Below are 22,908 nucleotides of genomic sequence, written 5' to 3' on the forward strand. Positions count from 1 at the left end.
AATTATTCCTACAGCTTTCCGCCATAGCTAAAAAGGCTGCCTTACTTCAAAGATAGCCGGTTAGCGACTTCCTTTTCCTGGTTTTTGAGGTCATGATCCGATGTTCAGAGTGGGCTGGCCCAATTTGTTTCTCCTGTAGTTTTGAATAAAAAAGAAGAAATACCAGATTTAACCTCGTAAACCCGGTTTATAATTTCGTTAGTTTGATTTTTTATTGAAACAGGCCTGGAAAAAGTTAGGAATTGCTTGCTTGTATTCGAATTCATGTCGTTAAAAATAACACTCAATCTTACTTTTTTTCGGGGCTGGAAGTCTGAAAACAAGGATATCCTCAAATTAAGTGAGAATTTCGATGTTATACAGGAGGGTTTCCTTGTTTAATTCGAGAAGTATTTTCGCTGAATCCGGACTCATCTTCATTTAAAGTCAAGATTATCTGATAATTTATCAGGTTTCCGGTGTATTAAATGGAATTAACGAATGATTTTCTGAATCTCTTTCTTCCCACACACATAATAATTGGGAGAGATACTAAAATGCATTTTTTCGTTTTTCCGGATTTAAAGAGCATGAAAAACGAAATAATTTTCAGGATAAACTATTGTTACGGGTAGTGAGCTGATCGCTTGAAACAATTCAACTTTAAAAAAAATGCCATTTAAATAGAGGATTTTTATACTCATGTTTAATCCTTTTCTAAGGAATTCCCAATTGAATAATACGGATTTTTACGGATTGATTTCCATTGAATATTGTCGTAACTTGTAATTCCATTGATACCAAAAGATCCCTTTTCCGGAACCAACCAGCAGAACTAACTTTTTGAAGATATGATTGAAATGCAAATAAAGTAAAGGCAAGATTGCTTTATTTGGAATACCAAAATGCAACATGAAAATATTGAATTGTTCAGAAAACTACATTTTGAGCGACAGTATTTCACTTACTCTGAATTTAAAGCCATGTGTAAAATTGCAATACTGGAAACGTTCACCTTCTTTGCTTCAGGAATAAGGGCAGTACTTCAAGGCAGAAACGAATGTGATATAGTTGCGTCGGCCACAGATTGTAATGGACTTTTTGTACAGCTAAAAGATGCTAAGCCCGATGTTATTATCATTGATGTTATTCATGGTGAGAACTCGGGCATGCGAACGCTAAAAAAGGTCAGGCGAGCTTACCCCAAAATACCGGTTTTATTAATTCTGAGTCAGCAATATTCCGATTGTTTTGAAGACTATATAAGATTAGGGGCAAAAGGTTTTATTTTTAACGATGCCAGTGGAGAGGACCTGCTCGAAGCCATTGAACAATTAAAAAACGGGGGAGAGTTTTTCCGAAAAAAAGTGTGGGATATTTTTAAATCATCCATTCAAAAGCGGAAATATCATACCCAAAAAGAACAAAAACTTACCGACCGGGAAGTTACTGTATTAAAATTATTCTGTCACGGGTTAAGCTACAAAGAAATTGGGAGACGTTTAAATATCAGTCCGCGTACGGTAGAAACGCATAAGCGGAATATCCTTTCGAAATTAAAAATTAATACTACAGCTGATATGGTACGCTATGCTTTCCATAATCATCTTTTATCGTAACAAACGCTAAAAAAACAAATTGGAGTGCAAACGTTTTATTTCCTTCAGGGAGAGCCTGTCCCGATCCTGGCACCAGTAACTAGGCTTTTGCAACAAAGGAGTGAAAGGTAGAACTGGTGATTAGTTACAACAGAACTTATTCGATATTAGATTTCACTATCTCACTGCTGAAAACGCGGTTTCCCTGTTGGGAATGCGGTGAAATGTTCGTGCGCAGGTTTTATCTTTACTTTCCCCAAAAAATATCGCTAAAAATCAAACAAATTCTTAAACTCTCACTCCATTTAATTACGTAATAAACCCGATTGACTTCTTAATGATTCCGCCGTAACTTTTTTTCGTGAAAATATTTAGAAAACTCGGACTTAACTCTGTACCCCTTAGAATTAAATCCAAATAAACCAATTTTATGAATAGTGACGCGTATGGAGGCTTTTTTTGATGATGTGATAAGACTAAAACACATTTTAACTAAAAATTATCAGATTATGAAAAAAAATTACACGCACTTCAAAAGATGGTATTGCTATCTTTTGTTACTCTTTGGTGCATTGCTGTTTAGTTATACGGGCAATGCACAAATTACTATTGACGGTAATCCAAGTACCATTTCTGGCGAGTGGGTAGACGTATTTACTGATGGAAATATTATTTCCTCATTTGTGATTGACGCAAAGCGACTTGATGGAACCGATAACCAGTTTACAGGTGGAACAAAAGACTATGATTTGGCCACAGGAATGTATTGGGAATGGGGACAGGTTTCAGACAAAGATGAACTCACCAATGCCGCAGTTGCTGTTATTAATGACACCATGTATTTCTGTACCGACAGGAATTCCACGTCAGGTTCGTCTGAAGTTGGTTTCTGGGTATTTCAGGACGGAACTGCTCCTTATGAAGCAGGAATCACTCCGGGTTTTGAAAATGAGGACAAAAATGCATTCTTCCCTGCAAAAGTCTATGGAGATATGCTTATTCTTGCAAAGTTTACTGAAGGTGGACGTGTTCCGAATATAGAGGTATACCAGTTTGATCCTTCACAAAAAGGGAAAAAAAGACTTATTGAAGCTACTGTATTTGCAGAAGCTGAAGTAAGCAGTGCAACGTATCTTGTTCCTGATTATTCTGATCCTGTAACCGGACTTAACTGGAATGAATACGAGCATAAAGACACCAAGACTTCTGGTAATTACTATCCTGGTTCTTTCTTCGAAGGTAGAGTTGATTTACTTGGACTTCCTATAGGAATAGATTTGTGTGGTGCCTGGTTCTTTTTCGAAAGTAGGAATTCGCATTCAACTGATGCTATGTTGAACGACTTTGTTGGCGGCACCGTTGGTGCCAGCCCTGAAATTGACCCTGTACCTGATATTGTTTGTGTGGGTGATGATGCTGTATTATGTGTTGAGCCAAAAGAAGCAGGTAGAGACATTAGCGAATCTACATTTTACTGGTTTATGGAGAAACCAGATCTAAACGAAGAAGGTATTGTAATATTAGTACCAGAAGATATAATCCAGGAAAGTTCAAGTCCTTGTTTAACACTTGTTGAGCCAGGAGTAGGACCACATTCTCGTTGGGCGGCTGAATTTGACAAAAACGACTGCTGCAGTAATCTTGTTGAGGTAACTGCAACAGTTGAGCCTCGCCCGGATTTAACCCCGGATGTATTAACTGTATGTGAAAACGAGCCTGGCGGAGATCTGGATGGCACTTTTGACCTGACCACCGCTGTGATAGGTATCGATGAATCGATGGATGTTGTATTTAGTGTTAATGGAGTTCCAATTCCAGAAACAGTGGATTTGACGACATATGCTGCCCTTAACGGAACAGAAGTAGATGTGGATGCCGACTATTCTGACAATACCCTGGACTGTTCGGAATCTACCACAATTACATTGGTAGTGGAACCACGTCCTGAATTAGAACCGGATAAATTAACCGTATGTGAGAACGAGCCTGGTGGTGATCTGGATGGTATATTTAATCTGACTTCAGCGGTAATTGGTATTGATGGATCGATGGATGTTGTATATAGTGTAAATGGAACTCCAATTCCAGAAACTGTTGATCTGACTTCGTATGATGCACTTGATGGTACAGTAGTGAATGTTGAAGCTGATTATACAGCCAATACGCTGGATTGTTCGGAATCTACTACAATTACATTGGTAGTAGAGCCACGCCCCGATCTGAGCCCTGATGAATTGACCGTATGTGAAAATATTACCGGCGGCGAACTGGATGGTACGTTTAACCTTACTTCAGTGTCAATAGGTATTGATGAAACGATGGATGTTGTATATAGTGTAAATGGAACTCCAATTCCAGAAACAGTGGATTTGACGACATATGCTGCCCTTAACGGAACAGAAGTAGATGTGGATGCCGACTATGCTGACAATACTGAGGATTGCACAGAGTCTACAACTATTACGCTGCACGTAAATCCAAATCCTGGCTTAACTGAACAGACTGCCTGGTGGTGTGAAGATGGAATACCGGAAGACTTTAATCCAAATAATTACAATGCTGACATTTTGGATGAAGGACAGGATATAAATGATTTTACATTCGATTGGGACAGATTAACCGATCCTGATTTGCCGGATGATAATTCTACACCTAAAGAGACTGAATACAATGTTACTGTAACAGACATGTCTCAGCCAACACATTGTCAAAGCCTGTCTAAGTTGACCGTAACACTATACCCGCTTCCGGAGTGTTATGTAAAAGTTAATAAAATTCCTACCAAATGGTGGACATCAGATGGAGAAGTAGAAGTTGTTGCAGAGGGCGGTACCGGTGATTATACATATAAATGGTATAACCATACTGAAGATCCAACTCATACGACTGTTATTGGTACAGATGCAGTACTTTCAGATATAGCTGGAGTACTTGAAAGCGATTTATTGGCAGATCCTCCTCAACAACGACCAGATGGTGTACTTTATTGGGTAGAAATTTGGGATGGACAAAATTGTTTCACAGAATGCTATGAGTATCTTATTCCTCCTGCAGCAGCCCTCAATTGCGATGTAACTACTGAACCTCCTATATGTGTTGATGGAATTGGATTAGCAACAGTTTCTGTTGACCCATCAAATACTGATGGACCTTATACCTACATGTGGTTTATTGGGGACGGTACGGGAAATCCGGTTGGTGAACCGATTAACACAACAACTGATACCATAATGAGACATCCCGGAGAATATATATGTGTGGTAACTGATGCCGCACGTTATACAGGAAGACCATGTTCCAATGAAATTCTGAATGCAGAGTTTGTTGATATTGAGCTACCTTGTCCGGATGTAAGTCCTTTGGAGGCATCTTGCCAGACTCAGGATACTATCGATGGTAAATTCGGAACCTGGTTAGATGGTTTTAGATTTAATAGCCTCGATGATTTAAAAGGAATTCCGCCTCTTACAGTGTTGTATTATGTTGACGATGTTAAAGTTGATAATTTAGACAATGTTCCTATTCCGGATCACTGTGGTGGCACAGTAAAAGTAGAGGTTGATGTTACAGATTTTTGTGGAACGCATAAAAATTGTACTCATACATTTACTGTAGAAAATACTCCTAAAATTGAAGTAGATTGCCCAGAGCCGGTGACATTAGGAGAGTGTGCTTCAGAAGCCACTATTAGAGCCCAATATGATGACTGGGTAGCAGGATTTGTAATCCTCGAAGCAGGCTGTTCCGGCGCAACTGTAGAAGGCATACCTCCACTGCCTGCAGATTTATGCGGTGAAATTAATTTGTACTTCGAATTGGATGTGTCTGACGATTGCAGCGATGATTACTGCAGTAGTACATTCTATAAACCAGCAGCAACACCAGTGGATGCTTATTGTGAAGCTGGCCCTGTATTAGCCGATTGTCTGTCTGATGGAGATATAGAAGCTGCATTCCAAACCTGGAAAGGTAAGTTTGGATATAAGGATGGTTGTGAACCTGTAACTACCAATCAGGAAGCACTTGATGCACTTGACTGGAGAGACTTTGGAAATTCAGTAGACGGTTATAACGTTTTATTTAGATACAAGGTTTCAGATGCTTGTTCAAATGATTTTGCAGAATGTTCATTCACTGTTCCTCCTTGTGATGTATGCGAAACCGCTTACGGTTTCTATGCCGCAAATAACGAGTGCTTCTTAAATACATTTACGGGTTCTGAAAATTGGGGTTGGACAAATAACTTTACTAGTACCGGTGAGTTCTCAATCCCAGTTTATGCAGGTACTCCGGTATGTGATCCAACAGGTCCAGAATGGAATGGCTATGAAGTGGGAACAGCAACAGTAAATATAACATCCACCGATGTTACCGTAACATTTGCACTTTATACTGCATTTGAACTTGCAGGTTATCATATAGATGATACTCACGTATATGCAGGTTTACTTCCTTATCCTCAGAAAAATGGTGAGAATACTATTTCTCCGGGACAATATGGTAATAAAGCTGGTGATGGAATAGAAGTTACATTCCCTACAACTGGTGGTGTATGGGTTATTGCACATGCTGTTGTTTGTGGCCCACCACTACCTGGTCCAGAAGCACTTCAATCAGCTCAAATACCAATTCCGGTTACTTTCGATGAAAGTACTCTGAAAGTTTACCCGAATCCATTTAGCGAAAAAGTTACTTTCGAATTTGTATCTGGAGTTGATGCATATGGAGTTCTTGAAATCTACAATATCACCGGTCAGAAAGTGGCAAGAATACTTGATCGTCCGGTTGAGGCTGGAGTAATGAATCGGATAGAATACGAACCGGAACACGATGTTACCGGAATATATCTCTATCGTTTAGATCTGGATGGAAAACTCCAGATTGGAAGAATTATTTACAAAGAATAATTTGACCCTTATTTTTTATCATGTATAAAGCCAAAGTCGCCCAGACTTTGGGCTGAGGATTCGTCCTTAGTGGGATTCTTAAAAGAGGCTGACTTCGTATGGTCAGCCTCTTTCTGTTATAAGCTACTGGAACAATAATGTAATATTACAACCTGCTATTTATCTACGCAATAGCATTTGATCTGTAATGAATTGTCGGCTGGAAAGACATATTTTGAAATAACCCAACTTATAACGAACTTCGCAATGCGTTGGTTGATTTCTCATCAGTTAATTACGAAACTTACCATGAAACGATTGTGCTGTTTTTTGATCTTTAACTTTGCGCTTCTTTCAGCTTTTTCCCAACAATACAATTTCAGTACTTATTCCATCAACGAAGGGCTGTCGCAAAGTGTTGTAAACTGTTTATTTCAGGATTCGAAAGGCTTTATCTGGATTGGCACACAAAATGGGCTAAATCGTTTTGATGGTGAAAATTTTAAGGTGTTTCGTTTTCAACCCGATGATTCAACGTCCATTTCAAATAACTGGATTTATGCCATTTCGGAAGACCGTGCGGGCGACCTTTGGATTGGAACCAAAGGAGGGCTTAACAAATACCTGATAACTGAAGATCGGTTTGTACGCGTGCGATACCAAACAAACTATTCGCCTGATGTTACAACTCACAGTTACGATAACCTGCTTTTAAACGACGGTCGAATAGTAATAAATACACCACCGTTAGTTTCTGTCTTCAATTTCGATACAAATACATTTTCGCATTTTCGCAGCGAGGCTCCATTCAATCCGGCTGTCCAAGATGTTAAGCAGCCCGTTTTGGAAGATCGGTCAGGTATAATATGGACAGGTTGTACAACCGGAATTAATGCATTCTCGTTCAGGAACGAAGATTTCATGTGTTACCCTTTTCTTTCTGTTGCTGGCGATTCATTAAAATCGGTCAACGTAACGGCATTGTTTCAGGATAAAGAACACCGCATCTGGGCTGGTACCAGAATTGGATTGTATTGTTTAAATCCGAAGCAAAAAAGTTTTGAGGAACAGGAATTCAAACTGAAAGATGGAGGTGTTTTTTCTTTTACTACCTGCATAAGAAGCATTGTTGAACCCCAATCGGGAGAATTGATAGTTGGAACGGAAGGGAATGGAATTTTTGTACTTTCCGAAGATTCGGCTGGCAGGTATGTAATTCAGAATTTTACCTCGGAGAACAGCCAGCTGGCGCATAATATAGTACAGAGTTTGTTAATCGACCGGTCGGAAAACCTGTGGGTGGGCACCTTGTCGGGGATGAGTAAAACCGACCTTAAACGAGACAAGTTTCAGCTTTATCGAAGTGGTAATTCACCATCGTCGGTAGATTTGTTGGGGAATGTTATTGCCGGAATATTAAAAAATGACGATGGTAAACTGTGGATTGGGAACTGGGGGCAAGGACTAAATATTGTGGATCCGGAAACCAATGAAGTGGAACATTTTTCTTCGCAACAAACGGGTAAAAATTATCTGCCTAACGATTTTGTTCATGTTATTTTTAAAGATGCTGACCGGAATATCTGGTTAGGTACGCGGGACGGCATTTTTATCTGGAATGCGGTAAATAATAGTTTCAACGATTGGCGGCAATTCTTTGACCGGCCTAACTGGCCAGCGTTTGAAAATACGCGGATCTATCATATTATTCAGGATCGGCACCAATTAATTTGGATCGGCACATCAAACGGACTTTTTAGGGTAAATGGTAGAACAGGCCATGTTGAGCGGTTTAATCAACAGTTGGAAGGAAGCCGGCAAGTTAGTTCTAACCTCATTTATAGTTTGCTTGAAGATTCGGATGGATTGATTTGGATTGCCACAATAGGTGGGCTGGATGTGTATAATACAACAACGAACGAGCTAAAAGAATACAAAAAAACGGATAGTGGACTGAGCAGCGATTTTGTTATTTCGTTGTGTGAGGACAGCCTTCGGCGTATTTGGATCGGTACCAATGCAGCCATAAATATCTTTGATAAAAACACGCAGGAGTTCAGCTATTTTAGCGAAAAAGACGGATTACCCAGTAATTATATTTATGAAATTATTAAAGATAAAAACAATGATCTGTGGCTTGCCACTGGAAATGGATTATGCCGTTTTTTAGTAAAAGAAAATGAATTGCAAACTTATACTTCCGACGATGGCTTGCAGAGTTCCGAATTTAATTTGCGCGCTGCTTATTGTGCCAGTGACGGCGAATTATTATTTGGCGGGATGAATGGTTTTAACACCTTTTATCCCGACTCATTGAAAGGAAATCCGCATATACCCAATATTGTGTTTACCGCTTTTAACTCAATAAGTGGGGCACAACAAAAGGAGGTAAATATTGCAGGTACATCAAAGGTTGTATTGCGCCACAACGTGCAGTCGTTTACCATTGAGTTTGCTGCACTTGAGTTTACTAATCCGCAAAAAAACAATTACGCTTATAAAATGCAAGGTGTTTCCAACGAGTGGATCGAAGTTGGTAACCGGAAATTTGTGCCCTTTTTTGCGCTACCTTCCGGCGATTATACGTTTTTTGTAAAAGGATCGAATAACGATGGTCGTTGGAATAATGATGGAATACAGTTGCAAATTGTAGTTCTTCCTCCGTGGTGGCGAAGTATTTACGCTTACCTGGCTTACTTTGTTATTATTGTGTTTGCTGTTTGGGGATTTATAAAACTACGCGAACACCGGCTGCGACTGGAAAATATTCGCCTGGAGAAAAAAGTGTTGGAGCGTACCATTCAGATTGATAAACAGAACCGTATAATTACCGCTAAAAATGATGAGTTAAATGAGCTAAACCGGACAAAGGATAAATTCTTCTCCATCATCGGGCACGATTTGCGCAATCATTTTAACATTATAGTAGGCTTCTCAGAAAACTTGCTTTTGGATTTTAAATCAATGGATCAACTTCGCTTACAGCACCACATTTCAAATATTTACAAATCATCGGTACTGGCCGACGACCTTTTGGGGAATCTGCTTACCTGGGCACGTTTGCAGCGTAATGCCATTGTTTTTCAGCCTGAAATGATAAAAATTCCGGAGAAAATAAGAGCATTGCTGCGTTTCCACGAAGAGGCGGCATTAAAGAAAAATATCCTGATTGAGGTGTTTGCCAGAGAAGAGATTGAAGCCTGGGTAGATGTAAATATGTTCTCAGCAATCATCCGAAATTTACTCGCCAATGCCATTAAATTTACACACAAAGATGGGGAGATAACAGTACATATAACACGCGAAAATGGTTGGTGTGTAATAAAAGTTAAAGACTATGGAATCGGGATTTCAAAAGAAAATCTTGACAAAATATTCACGATCGAAAATAATGTCAGCAGTCGTGGTACCGGAGGCGAAAAAGGTACCGGGCTGGGATTGGTAATTTGTAAAGAATTTATTGAGAGACACGGAGGTCAGATAAGCGTTAGCAGTGAAGTTGGGAAAGGCAGTGAATTTATTTTTACTTTGCCTCTAAATGGAACAACTAAATAAAATAATAATCTTTTTTTTGGTGTTATTTCTGCTATTTTCCTGTAAATCGACGGTAGAAAAGCAGCAGGAAACGGGGCAGGAAATACTGGATAGAATTGCTACAACGAATTTGTCGGGCATAAAACAGGTGCTGTTAGTTTATAACATCAGGGCAAACGATCATCAGGCATTTCTGTTAGCTTACGAAAAAACAGAGCAAGGCTGGCAAGCTGTTTTTGATGTTATTCCGGCAGGAATTGGCGAAAATGGTTTTGCGCCAATTAACCAGAAAATTGAAGGCGACAGCAAATCACCAACTGGCATTTTTGCACTTGGGAAATTATTTACTTACCTCGATAGTGTCGATACAAAAATGCCTTTTCAGAAAACTACGATTGAGGACAAATGGATTGACGACCCGGAGTCGGAAAACTACAATCGTTATGTGCAGGGCGAAACCGATGCCCAATCCTACGAAAATCTGCTGCTAAAAAGCGATGCCTACAAATATTGTATGGTAATTGAATACAACACAAATCCGGTTGTAAAAGGAAAAGGAAGTGCCATTTTTTTTCATCTGAATAAAACCGGCAACGAGTCAACAGCAGGGTGTGTGGCCGTAAGCGAAGAGAATATGCAAAGGGTGCTAAAATGGCTCGATCCCAAAAGCAATCCACACATTATTATGGGAAATAAGGATGAATTGCTTTCAGGAATAAGCCGTTAATTCATTTTACGTTAAAAGATATTGTATAATCCTTCGCCGTCTTTTTCAAACTGCGCAATGCTAATGTCGGTCATTGGGTGCTTTATCAGTTGAAAAAGCAGTTCGGGACTAATGGTCGCCGACTGTGCTCCGGCCATGCTAACGCGGTGAATTTGGTCGACTGTTTTGAAACTGGCTGCCAGTACTTTTGTATCCAGATTAAATTCTTTTGTGTTTTTTACAATGTCACCAACTACCTCAATTCCATGCGACGAAATGTTGTCTAAACGGCTAACGTACGGTGCCACAAAATCGGCTCCGGCACGTGAGGCCACCAATGCCTGTTGTTGCGTAAAAATGGCTGTTGCGGTAACATTTATTCCCGCATCCTTTAGCATACGCATGGCTTTGTAACCTTCGATGGATACCGGAATTTTGGCGTAAAAATTATCGCCCAGGTTAAAGTAATTTTTGTAGGTTTTGGCCTCATTTACCATATCCTCGGCTTTGTCACTCATCACCTGAACGTGAATGCTGCCTTTGCCAACTATTTCAATAATATTCTGAACGGCTTCTGAGAGTTTTAATCCCGATTGTTTTAAAATAGTAGGATTTGTTGTTACGCCGGTTAATGGGAAAAACTCGTACAGATGTTTTAATGCCTGAATGTCTGCGGTGTCTGCCAGATAAATCATCTTTTTTATTTTTTGTTGTTGTATAAAAGTTAAGTGATCAGCTCTGGTTAAGTCGGTACTGCAAAGATAATCATGAATTTTCGGAGACGGATGATTTCGAGCTATTCTCTTTATTTATTAACATGAAATTATTTCGCACAGAATATTCTTCTTTGTTTCTCGTTTTCGATTTCAGAATCTTTTAACTTTTTTTGTAGCATGTTTAGGAGAAGAGGGGTAATTTTTTGTTTGCTGTTTTTGGCAGTTTTTTTGGCCTTCGGGCAACATAGAGTGGTTGATAATTTGGTTGTGCCGGATGTGGTAAAACCATTAGATGTAGAGGGCTTCAGAACAACTCTGGATAGTTTTCCCGAGTCGGCAAAACAAGGCTATCTGGAGCAGTTTATCCTTCCCGGTAGCGATGGTTATATTATCAGTCGTTTCGGACCGCGCTCCGGTCGTATGCACTACGGCACCGATATTAAAATGTATAAAGGCGATACGGTAATGGCCACACAAAGTGGAGTGATAGCCCGTGCAAACTGGGGCTATGGATTTGGCCGGTTGGTGGTTGTGCAGCATCGAAATAATATTCAAACGTATTACGCTCACCTCACCAAATTCCTGAAGAATAAAGGCGATAAGGTGGAAAAGGGAGAACCGATAGGTTTAGCCGGAAGTACAGGGCGTGCCCGTGGTCCACATTTGCATTTTGAGATGCGTGAAAACGGACAGCCTTTTGATCCCGAGCTGGTGTTTGATTTTAAAGAAGAAAAAATACGCGACGATGCTTTTGATATGGAGAGTTTAATGGCTTTGCATAAGAAGCTAAAACCAAAAGGCTACTCCACAAATGTTGCTATTCCGGAATATTACAAAGTGCGCTCGGGCGATTCGCTTTGGGTGATCTCCAGAAAGTTTAAAACCTCGATAAATGAGTTGTGCCGCCTGAACAATATTTCGGAAAACTTCGTATTGCAAATTGGGCAAGCGCTGCGTATGTATTAACAGAAGACAACTTATTCTTCCTGATTTTGGAATCTCGCCAATAAAACGAAAAAACAATAATGACTGATATAGCAGAATTTCCACAGGCCATAAACGCTGCCGGTGTGCATGCAACTTTTGCAAACGAACGCTACGGCGATCATGAACGAAATACTTTTGATATTTGGTTAGCGGATACGGATAAACCTACTCCGCTTGTAATTTATATCCATGGAGGCGGTTTTATTGGTGGCGATAAAAGCCGCTATTACGATTCCGAAGATTGGGTGCGTTTACTCAATGCCGGGATCTCGGTTGCCAGTATCAATTACCGTTACATGAGCGAGCCTCCATACGGAATTTTAGGAAGTATGAACGACTCAAAACGGTGCTTGCAGTATATCAGAGCCAACGCCGAAAAATATAATCTCGATAAGAATCGAATTGCTTGTAGTGGCGGATCTGCCGGAGCAGGAACTTCTTTGTGGCTGGCTTTTTCAGCTGATATGACCGACGCAGAAAGTAATGATCCTGTTTTAAGGGAATCGACAAAAATTAAGTGTGCGGCAGCTTTTTCCACACAGTCGACTTACGATATTTTACGCTGGCCCGATTTACTGGGAATACCTCCCTACAAGACCCCCGAAGAGTTGTTGTCAGTTGCCCGGGTTTTTGGTTTCAAGTCAGCAGAGGGAGTGGATTTGTTTGCGCAAAATGAAATTCGTAAGGAACTCGATTTCCTGGCGAAAATGACAAAAGATGCTGTGCCCTTTTTTGTGTTCAATCATTATGAAGGAGGCGTGCCAACCAACGAAGATGAATTGAATCATCATCCGCTGCATGCCAAAGCGCTTAAAGACCGTGCCAATGAAGTTGGAGCCGAAGCTATTGTTTATGCGCCGGCCATCGGTATTTCAGATCCCTCGGGGAAAGATGTTGTTGAATTCTTTATCGAAAAGTTACGGTAAAAAAGGCTGTTCGTGTTTTTGAATAAACAGCCTCCGTTTTTATTCAGTAAGTTTTTCCAGTGACTTTTTAATGTCGCCCGGTGTGCTCATAATCTTCATGAAAGTGCCCATAGTAAGTTCGGGCCAATGCAGTGCAATTCTGTATTTCCCGGGAAGTATACTTGCGGTATTTCCCTGAAGAATGATTTCGTAAGGCATGGCTGCCACATGTTCGTCGCCAATTATCGGTAAAAAATGCGCTTCTCCATCTTCTGCGTTTTTCAGTCCTACTCCCCAAACAGCTATCTTTTTATTGGAATAAACCAACTCATAAACTTTTTGAGTTTCTCCTTTGCCGGTTTTCAGATTTTGTTGGATGGTTTTTAATCCTTCATCAAACGAATTAAAACTCTTCAACACCTCGGCATCGGTAAAGTACGGCATCATTATTTTGTAGTGGTATTTTTGCAGTTTATTCTTTTCCACTGTTCCGCCAAAAGGTTCATTCAGTATTCCAATTGTTTGCATGGCTTCAATTGCCTGATCTGATATTTCGCGCAATGCCTCTTCCTGTTCATCAATGCCATCAACAAAATAGGAGTAAAACAGATACATTGGATTTAGCATGCTTATTTTTAATGTTTCGCCTTCTTTCTTAAAACCTATTTTTAACACCGCAGCTAAAGCTCCTCGATCGTTAAAACCAAGCGCTATTTTTTCCAGTTCGGGATGAGTATAACATATAATGCCCAGGTCCTGCGACTGGGCTGGATTGTACTCTCCAATAACCTTGAACCCCGATTCGCTTAACGCCGATTTGGCTTTTGAAATCCCATCTGCTACTGATTCTGCCGATTTGCTGATGAGCAAATACGGTGATTCTTCTTGCGCTTTAACTACAGAGAAAGAAAAAAGGTAAATAATGGTTATTAGAAAAATACGTGTCATTTATTACTGATTTAGTTTTTGCCAAATGTACCTTTTGCCTTATAATCGTTTTTAGGAAAGGATGTGATACTTATCATAGCAAAATGTTAATATATATGCAAAACAACTGCATGTATATGCAGGAAGAGTAGAAAACTTTTCTTTTAAGTTAAAAATTATTCATATTTGCACCACTAAAAATTTGAATTAAAGAGAGATGAAAGTTTTAAAATTCGGAGGAACATCGGTTGGCTCGCCCGAGAATATGCGGGCTGTTATGGATTTAGTAACTGATGGAGAGCAAAAGATTGTGGTTCTATCAGCTATGTCGGGAACAACCAATGCTTTGGTGGAAATTTCAAATTATCTTAAAAAGAAGAACAAGGATACTGCGCGTATTATTATTGGCAAATTGGAGAATAATTACAAAAAGGTAGTTGCCGAACTTTTTACTTCTGAAGAAAACAAGAAAAAGGGATTACAATTAATAAACGACGTTTTTCAAACCATAAAATCTTTTACATCGGGGACTTTTGGCAGTGTTGGCGAGAATACAATTCTGGCTCAGGGCGAGATTATTTCAACCAACCTGGTAACCATGCTAATGAATGAAAACGGGCATGATACAAAGTTGTTACCAGCGCTTGATTTTATGAAAATTGATGAGGACAAAGCTGCTGATCTGAATTTCATTCGCAACCATATAAAACCGGTGATGAAAGAGGTTGGTGAAGCTAAATATTATATCACTCAGGGATTTATTTGCAGAGATGCCGAAGGCGAAATTAACAACCTGCAACGTGGCGGTAGCGATTACACGGCATCGTTAATTGGTGCGGCACTTGATGCCGAAGAAATTCAAATTTGGACTGATATTGACGGTTTCCATAACAACGATCCGCGCTTTGTGGATAATACCAAAAAGATCGATCAGCTGTCGTATAACGAAGCGGCAGAGTTAGCCTTTTTTGGCGCAAAAATCCTTCATCCGCAAACTGTTCTTCCGGCGCGGATTCAGAATACTCCGGTTCGCCTGAAAAACACCATGAATCCTACGGATAGTGGCACATTAATTACGGCAGAATCGGATGGACAAGGAATAAAAGCAGTTGCCGCTAAAGATAATATTACTGCGGTGAAGATTCGGTCGGGAAGGATGTTAAATACTTACGGTTTTCTGGCAAATGTTTTTAAAATTTTTGAAGATTTCCGTACACCGATTGATATGATTTCAACATCGGAGGTAGCCGTTTCTTTGTCTGTCGACGATACCCGTAACCTTGATTCAATTAAAGAGGAGTTGGATAAATTTGGCAGTGTGGTGATCGACAGGGATATGACGATTGTTTGCATAGTTGGCGATATTATTCAGGAAGAAAAGGGGTTTGCATCGAAGGTTTTTAATGCGCTTGATGGCATTCCAATTCGTATGATTTCTTACGGCGGAAGTCGTCATAATATTTCGATACTGGTGCCTACACAACGAAAAGATCAAACGCTGCAGGCTTTAAGCGATAATTTACTAAATAGTTAGGAGTTATTCCAAACTGTCGACAGATCTCAAATAAGTTCATTAAAATTCGGGAAACCGGAGTTTTAAATTCTGTGACTTGTTCGGGATTTGTTTTTTATGGCCGTTGTTGGATGAGAGCTGGTAAACTTCCGATGCCTCAAACCGTGATGCAATATTTATCTCAAACTTTTCTGTAAGCGTTTGCATCGTTTTTAAAGCCTTTTCGTGTGTGTTGTTATCTTTTGAGATGTGACTAAGGAACACACATCTCAGTTCGCCGTTGGTGTGTTCATTCAACAGCTCAAAAGCCTGGTTGTTGGAGAGGTGTCCAACTTTCGAGGCAACTCTTTCTTTTAGGAATTGAGGATATCGGCCTGCCCAAAGCATTTTTTCGTCGTAGTTCGATTCCAGAAAAAGTGCATTACATTTTCCAACATGTGCTTTTACATTTTCACATGCTTCGCCAATATCGGTAAAAACGCCAATATTCAGATTCTTGTAACTTATTCTGAATGAATAGGGCTCGGCAGCATCGTGGTATTTTTTTACCGGATGAACTGTAAATTCGTCGACTGCAATTGTTTCGTCGCAGGTAAAAAAACGTGGATAATCGGGGCGCAGATTTTTATACGAACCATCGTAAGTCTTTGCGCTCATGTATACAGGAATTTGAAGCCGTTTTCCCAAAACCCGCGCACCGCGCATGTGATCGCTGTGTTCATGGGTAATAAAAACTGCCCGCAGTTTGTCGGCATCCAAACCACGTTCGCTCATCCGGCGTAGAATCTGCTTGGTAGAAATTCCGGCGTCAACCAAAATGGCCGAATTTTCGTTGCCAATGTAATAGCAGTTTCCGTTACTTCCTGATGCGATGGCACAAATTTCGAGCATATTTGATTTTATTAATTGTCACCGCCTGAATTTATCCAAACGATGACTAGTATTTCTTTTATTTCACGAGTTTTGAAATGGCGCGGAACGAAGGGTCGCCAGCCGATGCAGTTAGTTCAAACAGTATCGATTCGTACGAAGTCATCATAATTCCTTCGTAGCGGAAACGCTCTTTTGCCAGTTCAACATTAGCAGCTGTGCGCGATGAAACACAATCCATTACTACAATTGGGTTTAATCCGGCAGCTTTCAGATCAAGTGCAGTTTGCAGCACGCAAACATGCGACTCGATACCGCAAATAACGATGTTTTTAACTTTCAGCTCCTTTAATTGATCAACTATTTCCGGTACCTGAAAACAGCTAAAGTCTTTCTTCTCAAAGTAGCTGAATTCATCAAAAACTGCCTGAATTTCTGTTACTGTTTCGCCCAATCCTTTTGTGTATTGTTGCGATACCAGCATTGGTATTTCCAGTTCTTTTAACCCTTGCGATAAAGTGGTGCAATTTTTCAGCAAGGTCTCTTTTTCGTTCATTACAGCAATTAAGCGCTCCTGAATATCGATAACTAATCCAACCGTATTTTGTTTTGTAATTCTCATCTTCAATTTTTGGTTATAATTTACTAATTATCACTCTTGTCGGTATAATACAATCTCTAACAATCGTTTTTATCACTCTCGGCCTGCAAACGCGATTTGCTACCCAAATATCCACCGTGGTGGCGTTTGGCGTAATCGACGTTAGTAAAAGCAATTTTTTTCATCATCGATACTACCAGCGCATCACCAATTACAGTCATTACCGTGGTAGATGTTGTTGGTGAAAGCCCCAACGGACAAACTTCCTGTGGGTTGCCGGTGTATATAAAAGCGTTGGCATTTTTTGCCAGCACACCTTCCGGATTGCTAGAAATTACGATGAACGGAAGTCCTGCATATAAATTTTCTGCCAGCTCAATCAATTCTATAATTTCGCGGGTTTTTCCTGAGTTCGAAATAACCAGTAAAACATCATTTTGTTGCAGCACTCCCAAATCGCCGTGTTGCGATTCGCTGGGGTGAAGAAAAATAGCCGGCGTTCCGGTTGAGCTAAATGTGGTGGCAATATTTGCGGCAATTTGCCCGGCTTTGCCCATTCCGCTGGTAACCAGTTTCCCATTCTTTTGGTGTACCTGGCGGTGTATCAGTTCAATAGCCTCAAGCATCCCATCTTCAACGGGAATAGCCTGGATTGCTTTTGCTTCGTGTTCAATAACTTGTCTGATCGCTTCTTTCATCTTATTAAAATTGTTTGTTTCCAGGTGTATAAGATGGAACTTCCATGATTTTATTTATGTGTCTAAATGGCAAAAGTCTTATCATGGTCGTTTCATTCGTAATCTGTTTTAAGTGCTGCAAATCTACTGAAAAAAAAGAAGTGACTAAGTACGGCATTCCTGTTTTAAAAGAATTTTACAATCAAGTGATTTTGGTTACAGAAAAAATGTGTTGTAAGTCATAAAATTTCAAAACAAAATGAAGGGTTTAACGGTTAAATAATCGTTACATTTAACATTAATTTTTAAAAACTGAAAGTCAATTAGGAATGAACTAGTGCTTTAACCATGTTTTGCTCCTGGTCCGGTTATAGTTGGCTTTCGATGACAAACAATTAATATATATGAAAATTCACGAATATCAAGCCCGAAATTTATTCAGGAAGTACGGGATTCCTGTACCGGAAGGCGTTGTTTGCCATACGGTTGATGAAGTAAAACAAAATGTGTCGGACAAAGACAAGCTACGTGTTGTAAAAGCACAGGTACATGTTGGGGGCCGCGGCAAAGCCGGCGGTGTAAAACTGGCAAATACAAAAGCTGAAGCCGTTGAAAAAGCCGAACAAATACTTGGCATGGACATTAAAGGAATATGCGTTGAAAAAGTATTGGTTGCCGATGCTGTCGACATTGAAAAGGAGTTTTACGTAGGTTTGATCAACGATAGGAACACCAAGTCGGTAACTTTGATGGCCAGTGCTGAAGGTGGCGTCGAAATTGAAGAAGTGGCAAAAGTATCGCCGGAGAAAATTATTAAAATGGCAATTGATCCGTCGATGGGATTAATGCCGTGGCAGGCACGAAAAGTTGCATTGCAGTTATTTGGCGATCCAAAAGAGATTAGACAGTGCGCCAATATTCTGGTAAAACTTTACCAGCTTTATATTGATACCGACTCGTCGTTAGCCGAGATCAATCCACTGGTTCTTACACCCGACAAACAAGTTTTAGCTATCGACGGGAAAATGAATTTTGATGACAATGCGTTGTATCGTCAGAACGAAATTCTGAATATGCGGGAGGCCGATAAAGAAGAGCTAAAAGAGATTGAAGCCAATGCAAAAGGTCTTTCGTACATTAAACTCGATGGAAATATCGGTTGTATGGTAAACGGCGCCGGTTTGGCCATGGCTACCATGGATATGATAAAATTGTATGGCGGCGAACCTGCTAACTTCCTTGATATTGGCGGATCATCGAATCCGCAAAAGGTAGTGGATGCCATGAATATCCTGCTGAGCGATCAAAATGTAAATTCGGTAATGATCAACATTTTTGGGGGTATTACCCGTTGCGATGATGTAGCACGAGGTTTAGTAACAGCACTCGACCAGATAAAAACTGATGTGCCCATCGTAATCCGTTTGTCGGGAACCAATGCCAAAGAAGGCCTTGAGATTATCGAGCAAACAGGATTGCCGGTAGTGAAAACTATGCGCGAAGCGGCTCAGAAAGCAATTGAGTTAAGTAAATAGGATTTCAGAAAGAAGAAAAAAATTGAAAAATGAGCATATTAATAAATAAAGATACAAAAGTAATAGTTCAGGGAATTACCGGTCGCGACGGAGCTTTTCATACCTCAAAAATGAAAGCATACGGAACCAATATCGTTGGTGGAACTTCGCCAGGTAAAGCCGGTCAGGAAGTTGAAGGCGTACCGGTTTTTAACAGTGTTGAAGATGCCGTTAAAGCTACTGGTGCCAATGCATCGGTAATATTTGTGCCGGCGGCTTTTGCTGCCGATGCCATTATGGAAGCCAGTTATGCAGGTATTGAATTGGTGGTTTGTATTACCGAACACGTTCCGGTTCAGGATATGATTAAAGTAACGCCGGTTTTAAAAAAGCACGGAACAAAATTAATCGGTGCTAATTGTCCCGGATTGATAACTCCGGATGAGTGTTTGATTGGTATTTTACCGGCAATGATATTCAAAAAAGGAAATGTTGGTTTAATCTCGCGTTCAGGAACATTAACCTACGAAGTGGTGAATATGTTGACCGAAAGCGGGCTGGGTCAAACGACTTGTGTAGGGATTGGTGGAGACGCCGTTTCTGGCCTGTATTTTATCGACTTGCTGGAGATGTACGAGAACGATCCGGCTACAGAGGCTGTTGTTTTAATTGGTGAAATAGGCGGTGATGCGGAAGAGCAGGCAGCCCGTTTTATTAAGGAGAAAATGACTAAGCCGGTAGTTGCATTTATTGCCGGGCAATCAGCTCCAGCAGGAAAACGTATGGGACACGCCGGTGCTATTATTTCTAGCGGATCGGGAACTGCAGAAGAAAAGATAAAAGCTTTTGAAGCGGCAGATGTTCCGGTGGCAAAGGAACCACGTGAGATTCCTGATTTGGTTAAGGGAAAATTGGGATTGTAATAATTTTGCGAGATAATAATAAAGCCGGTAATAATTATTGCCGGCTTTGTTTTTTATAGAATATCGTCAATATTTTCGGGAGGATTTCCCAGAATTGCTTTATCGCCATTTACCACAATCGGGCGATGTAATAACTTCGGATTCTCGACTAATACTTTAATCCATTCATTGTCGCTCAGCATTTTCCCTTTGTATTGCTCTTTGTAATCTTTTTCGTGCTGACGAACAAAATCAAAAGGTTTTTTCCCTGTTTTCGCAATTATTTCGGTTAATTCTTTTTCAGCTAAGCCTTCATTCAGGTAGTTTATAATTTCAAATTCACACCCTTTCTCATCAAGGTACTGCAGCCCTTTTCGGCTTTTCGAGCAGCGTGGATTGTGGTATATCTTCATTTTAAATCTTTTATTTATTCTTTAGTTATCGATTTTATGTAATTGTAATAGTCTTCCTGGGCACGGTATTTTTTATCGTTATTATTTCTCCGTGCATATTTATTTGATAACTCAGGATCGAGAATTCTTGCTTTTGAATTATCCTGAAGTTGAATCTCCAGCATTTTCTTCAACTCCATTTTAATGTTTTCATCGTAAATAGGACAGGCCACTTCAATGCGTCGGTTCAAATTTCGGGGCATCCAGTCGGCCGATGAAATATACATTTTCTCCTCGCCGCCGGCACCAAACAAAAATATACGTGAGTGTTCCAGGTATTTATCTACAATACTAATTGCAGTAATGTTTTCGCTGAATCCGTTCAACCCAATCTGCAGTCCGAAAATACCACGTACAATAAGTTTAACTTTCACTCCTGCCTGAGCTGCTTTGTAGACCTTTTTCATCATTTTCGGATCGATGAGGCTATTCATTTTCAATGTCATCCATGCTGGTTTTCCCTGTTTGGCCAGCACAATCTCATCTTCAATATTTTTTTCCCATTGTTTACGCATGGTAAAAGGACTAACAACGAGGTGTTTATAGTCGTGGCGCAGGAAGTTCTGTTTAAAGAAATCAAATATTTTTTCTACTTCATTCGCCAATCTCGGATCGGCAGTTAACAGGCCATCGTCGGCATAAACACGGGCAGTTCCCTCGTGAAAATTACCCGTCCCGATGTAAGCGTAATTCCGCATTATACCATCTTCCTCGCGGTGCACCCACGCCAGTTTGCTATGTACTTTCATTCCCGGAATTCCGTTTATTACGGTAGCACCCTCTTCCTGCAATTTGTTCGACCAGAATATGTTAGCCTCCTCGTCGAAACGCGCCTGAAGTTCAATAACTACAGTCACTTTTTTCCCGTTTCTAACAGCGTTTAAAAGGGCATTTACAACTTTTGATGCCGAAGCAACGCGGTAAATGGTCAGCCCAATTTCTTTAACCTTCGGATCGATAGCTGCTTCGCGCAAAAAGTCGATAAAGTGATTAAACGTTTGGTACGGATAGTGGAGCATGATGTCCTTTTGGCGCATCATTTTCATTATACTGGTAAATGGCGGCAAATCTTTATGCCTGAATGGAGGTAACTTGGTATAATAGTGTTCTTTTTTCCCTATCTCGGGGAAATTCATAAAGTCTTTGTGGTTGTGATAACGACCTCCCGGAATGGCATCGCTTCCTTCAGCTAGTTTCATCTTTTTCAGTAGAAATTTCAGCAGATCTTTGGGCATATCGCGGTCGTAAATTAAACGAACGGGTTTTCCCTTTTTTCGCTTTTTCAAGCTGTGGCTCATTTTCTCCACAAAACTTGTAGAAATGTCATCATCAAGATCGAGTTCGGCATCGCGGGTAATTTTTATTGTATACGCTCCGTACATGTCGTAATCAAAATAGAAGAAAATATCGCTCATGCAGAAACGAATAATATCGTCGAGAAAAAGTACAAACTGTTTTCCATTCTCCTCAGGGAGCACCAAAAAACGAGGTACCGAGCGTCCCGGAATCCTGATTAGTGAGTAAGCCAAATCTTCAGGATCTTCTTTCTTCCACAGTTTAACAGCCAGATACACCGAGCGATCTCTCAGGTAGGGGAACTTATTTTTTTTGCTCAGCATAATAGGTACCAGGTTGGGCAGTACTTTTTCGTAAAAGTAATTGCGCACAAACTCGCCTTGCTTTTCTGTCAGGTCCTTTTCGTCTATGATTGAAATATTATTCTCCTCCAGTTCATCAATAATGTTGGCATAAATCTCCTGAACCTTATTTTGTTGCTCAATTACAATTTCCTGGATATTATTATGAAGTTCTTCGGGAGTTATTGCTCCCAGTAGGTTTTCTTCATCTTTACCGAGCGCAACCATTCTCCGAACAGCTGCCACCCGCACCCTGAAAAATTCATCAAGGTTATTCGAGAAAATACCTATAAAACGAATCCGTTCGAAAAGAGGAGTTTCCGGATCTTCAGCCTCCTGAAGAACTCTTTCGTTAAATGATAACCAACTTATTTCCCGATTTATGAACTTTTCTTCTGAGTACATATTATATGACGATTTGAAAGGTTTCTAAATTACCTGATGACTTTTACAAGATGTAAAAAGCCAGTGAGAAAAGCAAGGATAAAGCGGGTTTTCGGAGTT

16 protein-coding genes are annotated in these 22,908 nt (G+C 40.2%); 9 read left to right on the forward strand and 7 right to left on the reverse strand.

The features are described from left to right. Positions 1-962: 962 nt before the first annotated feature. From G0Q07_RS04495 to G0Q07_RS04510, 4 genes are all read left to right on the forward strand, one after another. The gene (locus tag G0Q07_RS04495) at positions 963-1,598 is read left to right on the forward strand and encodes a response regulator transcription factor (RefSeq protein WP_163344964.1); all 636 of its coding nucleotides are present in this window, start codon (positions 963-965) and stop codon (positions 1,596-1,598) included. A gap of 488 nt (positions 1,599-2,086) precedes the next feature. Then, on the forward strand, positions 2,087-6,484 hold the full coding sequence (locus G0Q07_RS04500; RefSeq protein ID WP_163344965.1) for a T9SS type A sorting domain-containing protein: 4,398 nt from the start codon (positions 2,087-2,089) through the stop codon (positions 6,482-6,484). Positions 6,485-6,772: 288 nt separating this feature from the next. Beyond that, positions 6,773-10,018: a ligand-binding sensor domain-containing protein gene (locus tag G0Q07_RS04505; RefSeq protein WP_163344966.1), complete on the forward strand. Its 3,246-nt coding sequence runs from the start codon at positions 6,773-6,775 to the stop codon at positions 10,016-10,018. After that, positions 10,002-10,724 carry a L,D-transpeptidase family protein gene (locus G0Q07_RS04510; protein WP_163344967.1) on the forward strand — a complete coding sequence of 241 codons (723 nt, stop codon included), beginning with the start codon at positions 10,002-10,004 and terminating at the stop codon, positions 10,722-10,724. Before G0Q07_RS04505 ends, G0Q07_RS04510 begins: the two co-directional genes overlap by 17 nt. An 11-nt stretch (positions 10,725-10,735) precedes the next feature. Here the strand turns inward: G0Q07_RS04510 and G0Q07_RS04515 are convergent, their stop codons facing one another. After that, the gene (locus G0Q07_RS04515; RefSeq protein WP_163344968.1) at positions 10,736-11,398 is read right to left on the reverse strand and encodes a transaldolase family protein; all 663 of its coding nucleotides are present in this window, start codon (positions 11,396-11,398) and stop codon (positions 10,736-10,738) included. 198 nt (positions 11,399-11,596) lie between these two features. Here G0Q07_RS04515 and G0Q07_RS04520 point away from each other — a divergent pair, with 198 nt between their 5' ends. Further along, on the forward strand, positions 11,597-12,385 hold the full coding sequence (locus tag G0Q07_RS04520) for a M23 family metallopeptidase (protein WP_163344969.1): 789 nt from the start codon (positions 11,597-11,599) through the stop codon (positions 12,383-12,385). Positions 12,386-12,444: 59 nt separating this feature from the next. Beyond that, positions 12,445-13,332 carry an alpha/beta hydrolase gene (locus tag G0Q07_RS04525; protein WP_163344970.1) on the forward strand — a complete coding sequence of 296 codons (888 nt, stop codon included), beginning with the start codon at positions 12,445-12,447 and terminating at the stop codon, positions 13,330-13,332. 39 nt (positions 13,333-13,371) lie between these two features. Here the strand turns inward: G0Q07_RS04525 and G0Q07_RS04530 are convergent, their stop codons facing one another. Next, on the reverse strand, positions 13,372-14,259 hold the full coding sequence (locus tag G0Q07_RS04530; RefSeq protein WP_163344971.1) for a hypothetical protein: 888 nt from the start codon (positions 14,257-14,259) through the stop codon (positions 13,372-13,374). 196 nt (positions 14,260-14,455) lie between these two features. Here G0Q07_RS04530 and G0Q07_RS04535 point away from each other — a divergent pair, with 196 nt between their 5' ends. Continuing rightward, the gene (locus G0Q07_RS04535; RefSeq protein ID WP_163344972.1) at positions 14,456-15,772 is read left to right on the forward strand and encodes an aspartate kinase; all 1,317 of its coding nucleotides are present in this window, start codon (positions 14,456-14,458) and stop codon (positions 15,770-15,772) included. A 39-nt stretch (positions 15,773-15,811) separates the two neighbouring features. Here G0Q07_RS04535 and G0Q07_RS04540 read toward each other — a convergent pair whose 3' ends face one another. Genes G0Q07_RS04540 through G0Q07_RS04550 form a run of 3 tightly spaced genes read right to left on the reverse strand, consistent with a single transcriptional unit; the run spans position 15,812 to position 17,920 of the window. After that, positions 15,812-16,642 carry an MBL fold metallo-hydrolase gene (locus G0Q07_RS04540; protein ID WP_163344973.1) on the reverse strand — a complete coding sequence of 277 codons (831 nt, stop codon included), beginning with the start codon at positions 16,640-16,642 and terminating at the stop codon, positions 15,812-15,814. Positions 16,643-16,700: 58 nt separating this feature from the next. Beyond that, positions 16,701-17,243, reverse strand: coding sequence for an isochorismatase family protein (locus G0Q07_RS04545; protein ID WP_163344974.1), 543 nt, complete (start codon positions 17,241-17,243; stop codon positions 16,701-16,703). A gap of 56 nt (positions 17,244-17,299) precedes the next feature. After that, the gene (locus G0Q07_RS04550) at positions 17,300-17,920 is read right to left on the reverse strand and encodes a KpsF/GutQ family sugar-phosphate isomerase (RefSeq protein ID WP_163344975.1); all 621 of its coding nucleotides are present in this window, start codon (positions 17,918-17,920) and stop codon (positions 17,300-17,302) included. Between the two features lie 383 nt (positions 17,921-18,303). Here G0Q07_RS04550 and sucC point away from each other — a divergent pair, with 383 nt between their 5' ends. After that, the gene (gene sucC / locus G0Q07_RS04555) at positions 18,304-19,434 is read left to right on the forward strand and encodes an ADP-forming succinate--CoA ligase subunit beta (protein ID WP_163344976.1); all 1,131 of its coding nucleotides are present in this window, start codon (positions 18,304-18,306) and stop codon (positions 19,432-19,434) included. 29 nt (positions 19,435-19,463) lie between these two features. Then, positions 19,464-20,336 (forward strand): succinate--CoA ligase subunit alpha, encoded by an 873-nt coding sequence (gene sucD, locus G0Q07_RS04560; RefSeq protein WP_163344977.1) that lies wholly within the window; start codon positions 19,464-19,466, stop codon positions 20,334-20,336. 53 nt (positions 20,337-20,389) lie between these two features. Here the strand turns inward: sucD and arsC are convergent, their stop codons facing one another. Next, positions 20,390-20,728 (reverse strand): arsenate reductase (glutaredoxin), encoded by a 339-nt coding sequence (gene arsC, locus G0Q07_RS04565; RefSeq protein WP_163344978.1) that lies wholly within the window; start codon positions 20,726-20,728, stop codon positions 20,390-20,392. Positions 20,729-20,742: 14 nt separating this feature from the next. After that, the gene (ppk1, locus tag G0Q07_RS04570; RefSeq protein WP_163344979.1) at positions 20,743-22,809 is read right to left on the reverse strand and encodes a polyphosphate kinase 1; all 2,067 of its coding nucleotides are present in this window, start codon (positions 22,807-22,809) and stop codon (positions 20,743-20,745) included. Positions 22,810-22,908 lie beyond the last annotated feature (99 nt).

The sequence above is a fragment of the Draconibacterium halophilum genome (genome assembly GCF_010448835.1).
Classification (GTDB): Bacteria; Bacteroidota; Bacteroidia; order Bacteroidales; family Prolixibacteraceae; genus Draconibacterium; species Draconibacterium halophilum.

Excerpts from the sequence above, each read along its gene's own strand:
- ppk1 (WP_163344979.1), bottom strand. The coding sequence starts at position 22,809 with ATGTACTCAGAAGAAAAGTTCATAAATCGGGAAATAAGTTGGTTATCA.
- arsC (WP_163344978.1), bottom strand. The coding sequence starts at position 20,728 with ATGAAGATATACCACAATCCACGCTGCTCGAAAAGCCGAAAAGGGCTG.
- G0Q07_RS04500 (WP_163344965.1), top strand. The coding sequence starts at position 2,087 with ATGAAAAAAAATTACACGCACTTCAAAAGATGGTATTGCTATCTTTTG.
- G0Q07_RS04525 (WP_163344970.1), top strand. The coding sequence starts at position 12,445 with ATGACTGATATAGCAGAATTTCCACAGGCCATAAACGCTGCCGGTGTG.
- G0Q07_RS04535 (WP_163344972.1), top strand. The coding sequence starts at position 14,456 with ATGAAAGTTTTAAAATTCGGAGGAACATCGGTTGGCTCGCCCGAGAAT.
- G0Q07_RS04495 (WP_163344964.1), top strand. The coding sequence starts at position 963 with ATGTGTAAAATTGCAATACTGGAAACGTTCACCTTCTTTGCTTCAGGA.
- G0Q07_RS04540 (WP_163344973.1), bottom strand. The coding sequence starts at position 16,642 with ATGCTCGAAATTTGTGCCATCGCATCAGGAAGTAACGGAAACTGCTAT.
- G0Q07_RS04520 (WP_163344969.1), top strand. The coding sequence starts at position 11,597 with ATGTTTAGGAGAAGAGGGGTAATTTTTTGTTTGCTGTTTTTGGCAGTT.
- sucD (WP_163344977.1), top strand. The coding sequence starts at position 19,464 with ATGAGCATATTAATAAATAAAGATACAAAAGTAATAGTTCAGGGAATT.
- sucC (WP_163344976.1), top strand. The coding sequence starts at position 18,304 with ATGAAAATTCACGAATATCAAGCCCGAAATTTATTCAGGAAGTACGGG.
- G0Q07_RS04510 (WP_163344967.1), top strand. The coding sequence starts at position 10,002 with ATGGAACAACTAAATAAAATAATAATCTTTTTTTTGGTGTTATTTCTG.
- G0Q07_RS04545 (WP_163344974.1), bottom strand. The coding sequence starts at position 17,243 with ATGAGAATTACAAAACAAAATACGGTTGGATTAGTTATCGATATTCAG.
- G0Q07_RS04515 (WP_163344968.1), bottom strand. The coding sequence starts at position 11,398 with ATGATTTATCTGGCAGACACCGCAGACATTCAGGCATTAAAACATCTG.
- G0Q07_RS04505 (WP_163344966.1), top strand. The coding sequence starts at position 6,773 with ATGAAACGATTGTGCTGTTTTTTGATCTTTAACTTTGCGCTTCTTTCA.
- G0Q07_RS04550 (WP_163344975.1), bottom strand. The coding sequence starts at position 17,920 with ATGAAAGAAGCGATCAGACAAGTTATTGAACACGAAGCAAAAGCAATC.
- G0Q07_RS04530 (WP_163344971.1), bottom strand. The coding sequence starts at position 14,259 with ATGACACGTATTTTTCTAATAACCATTATTTACCTTTTTTCTTTCTCT.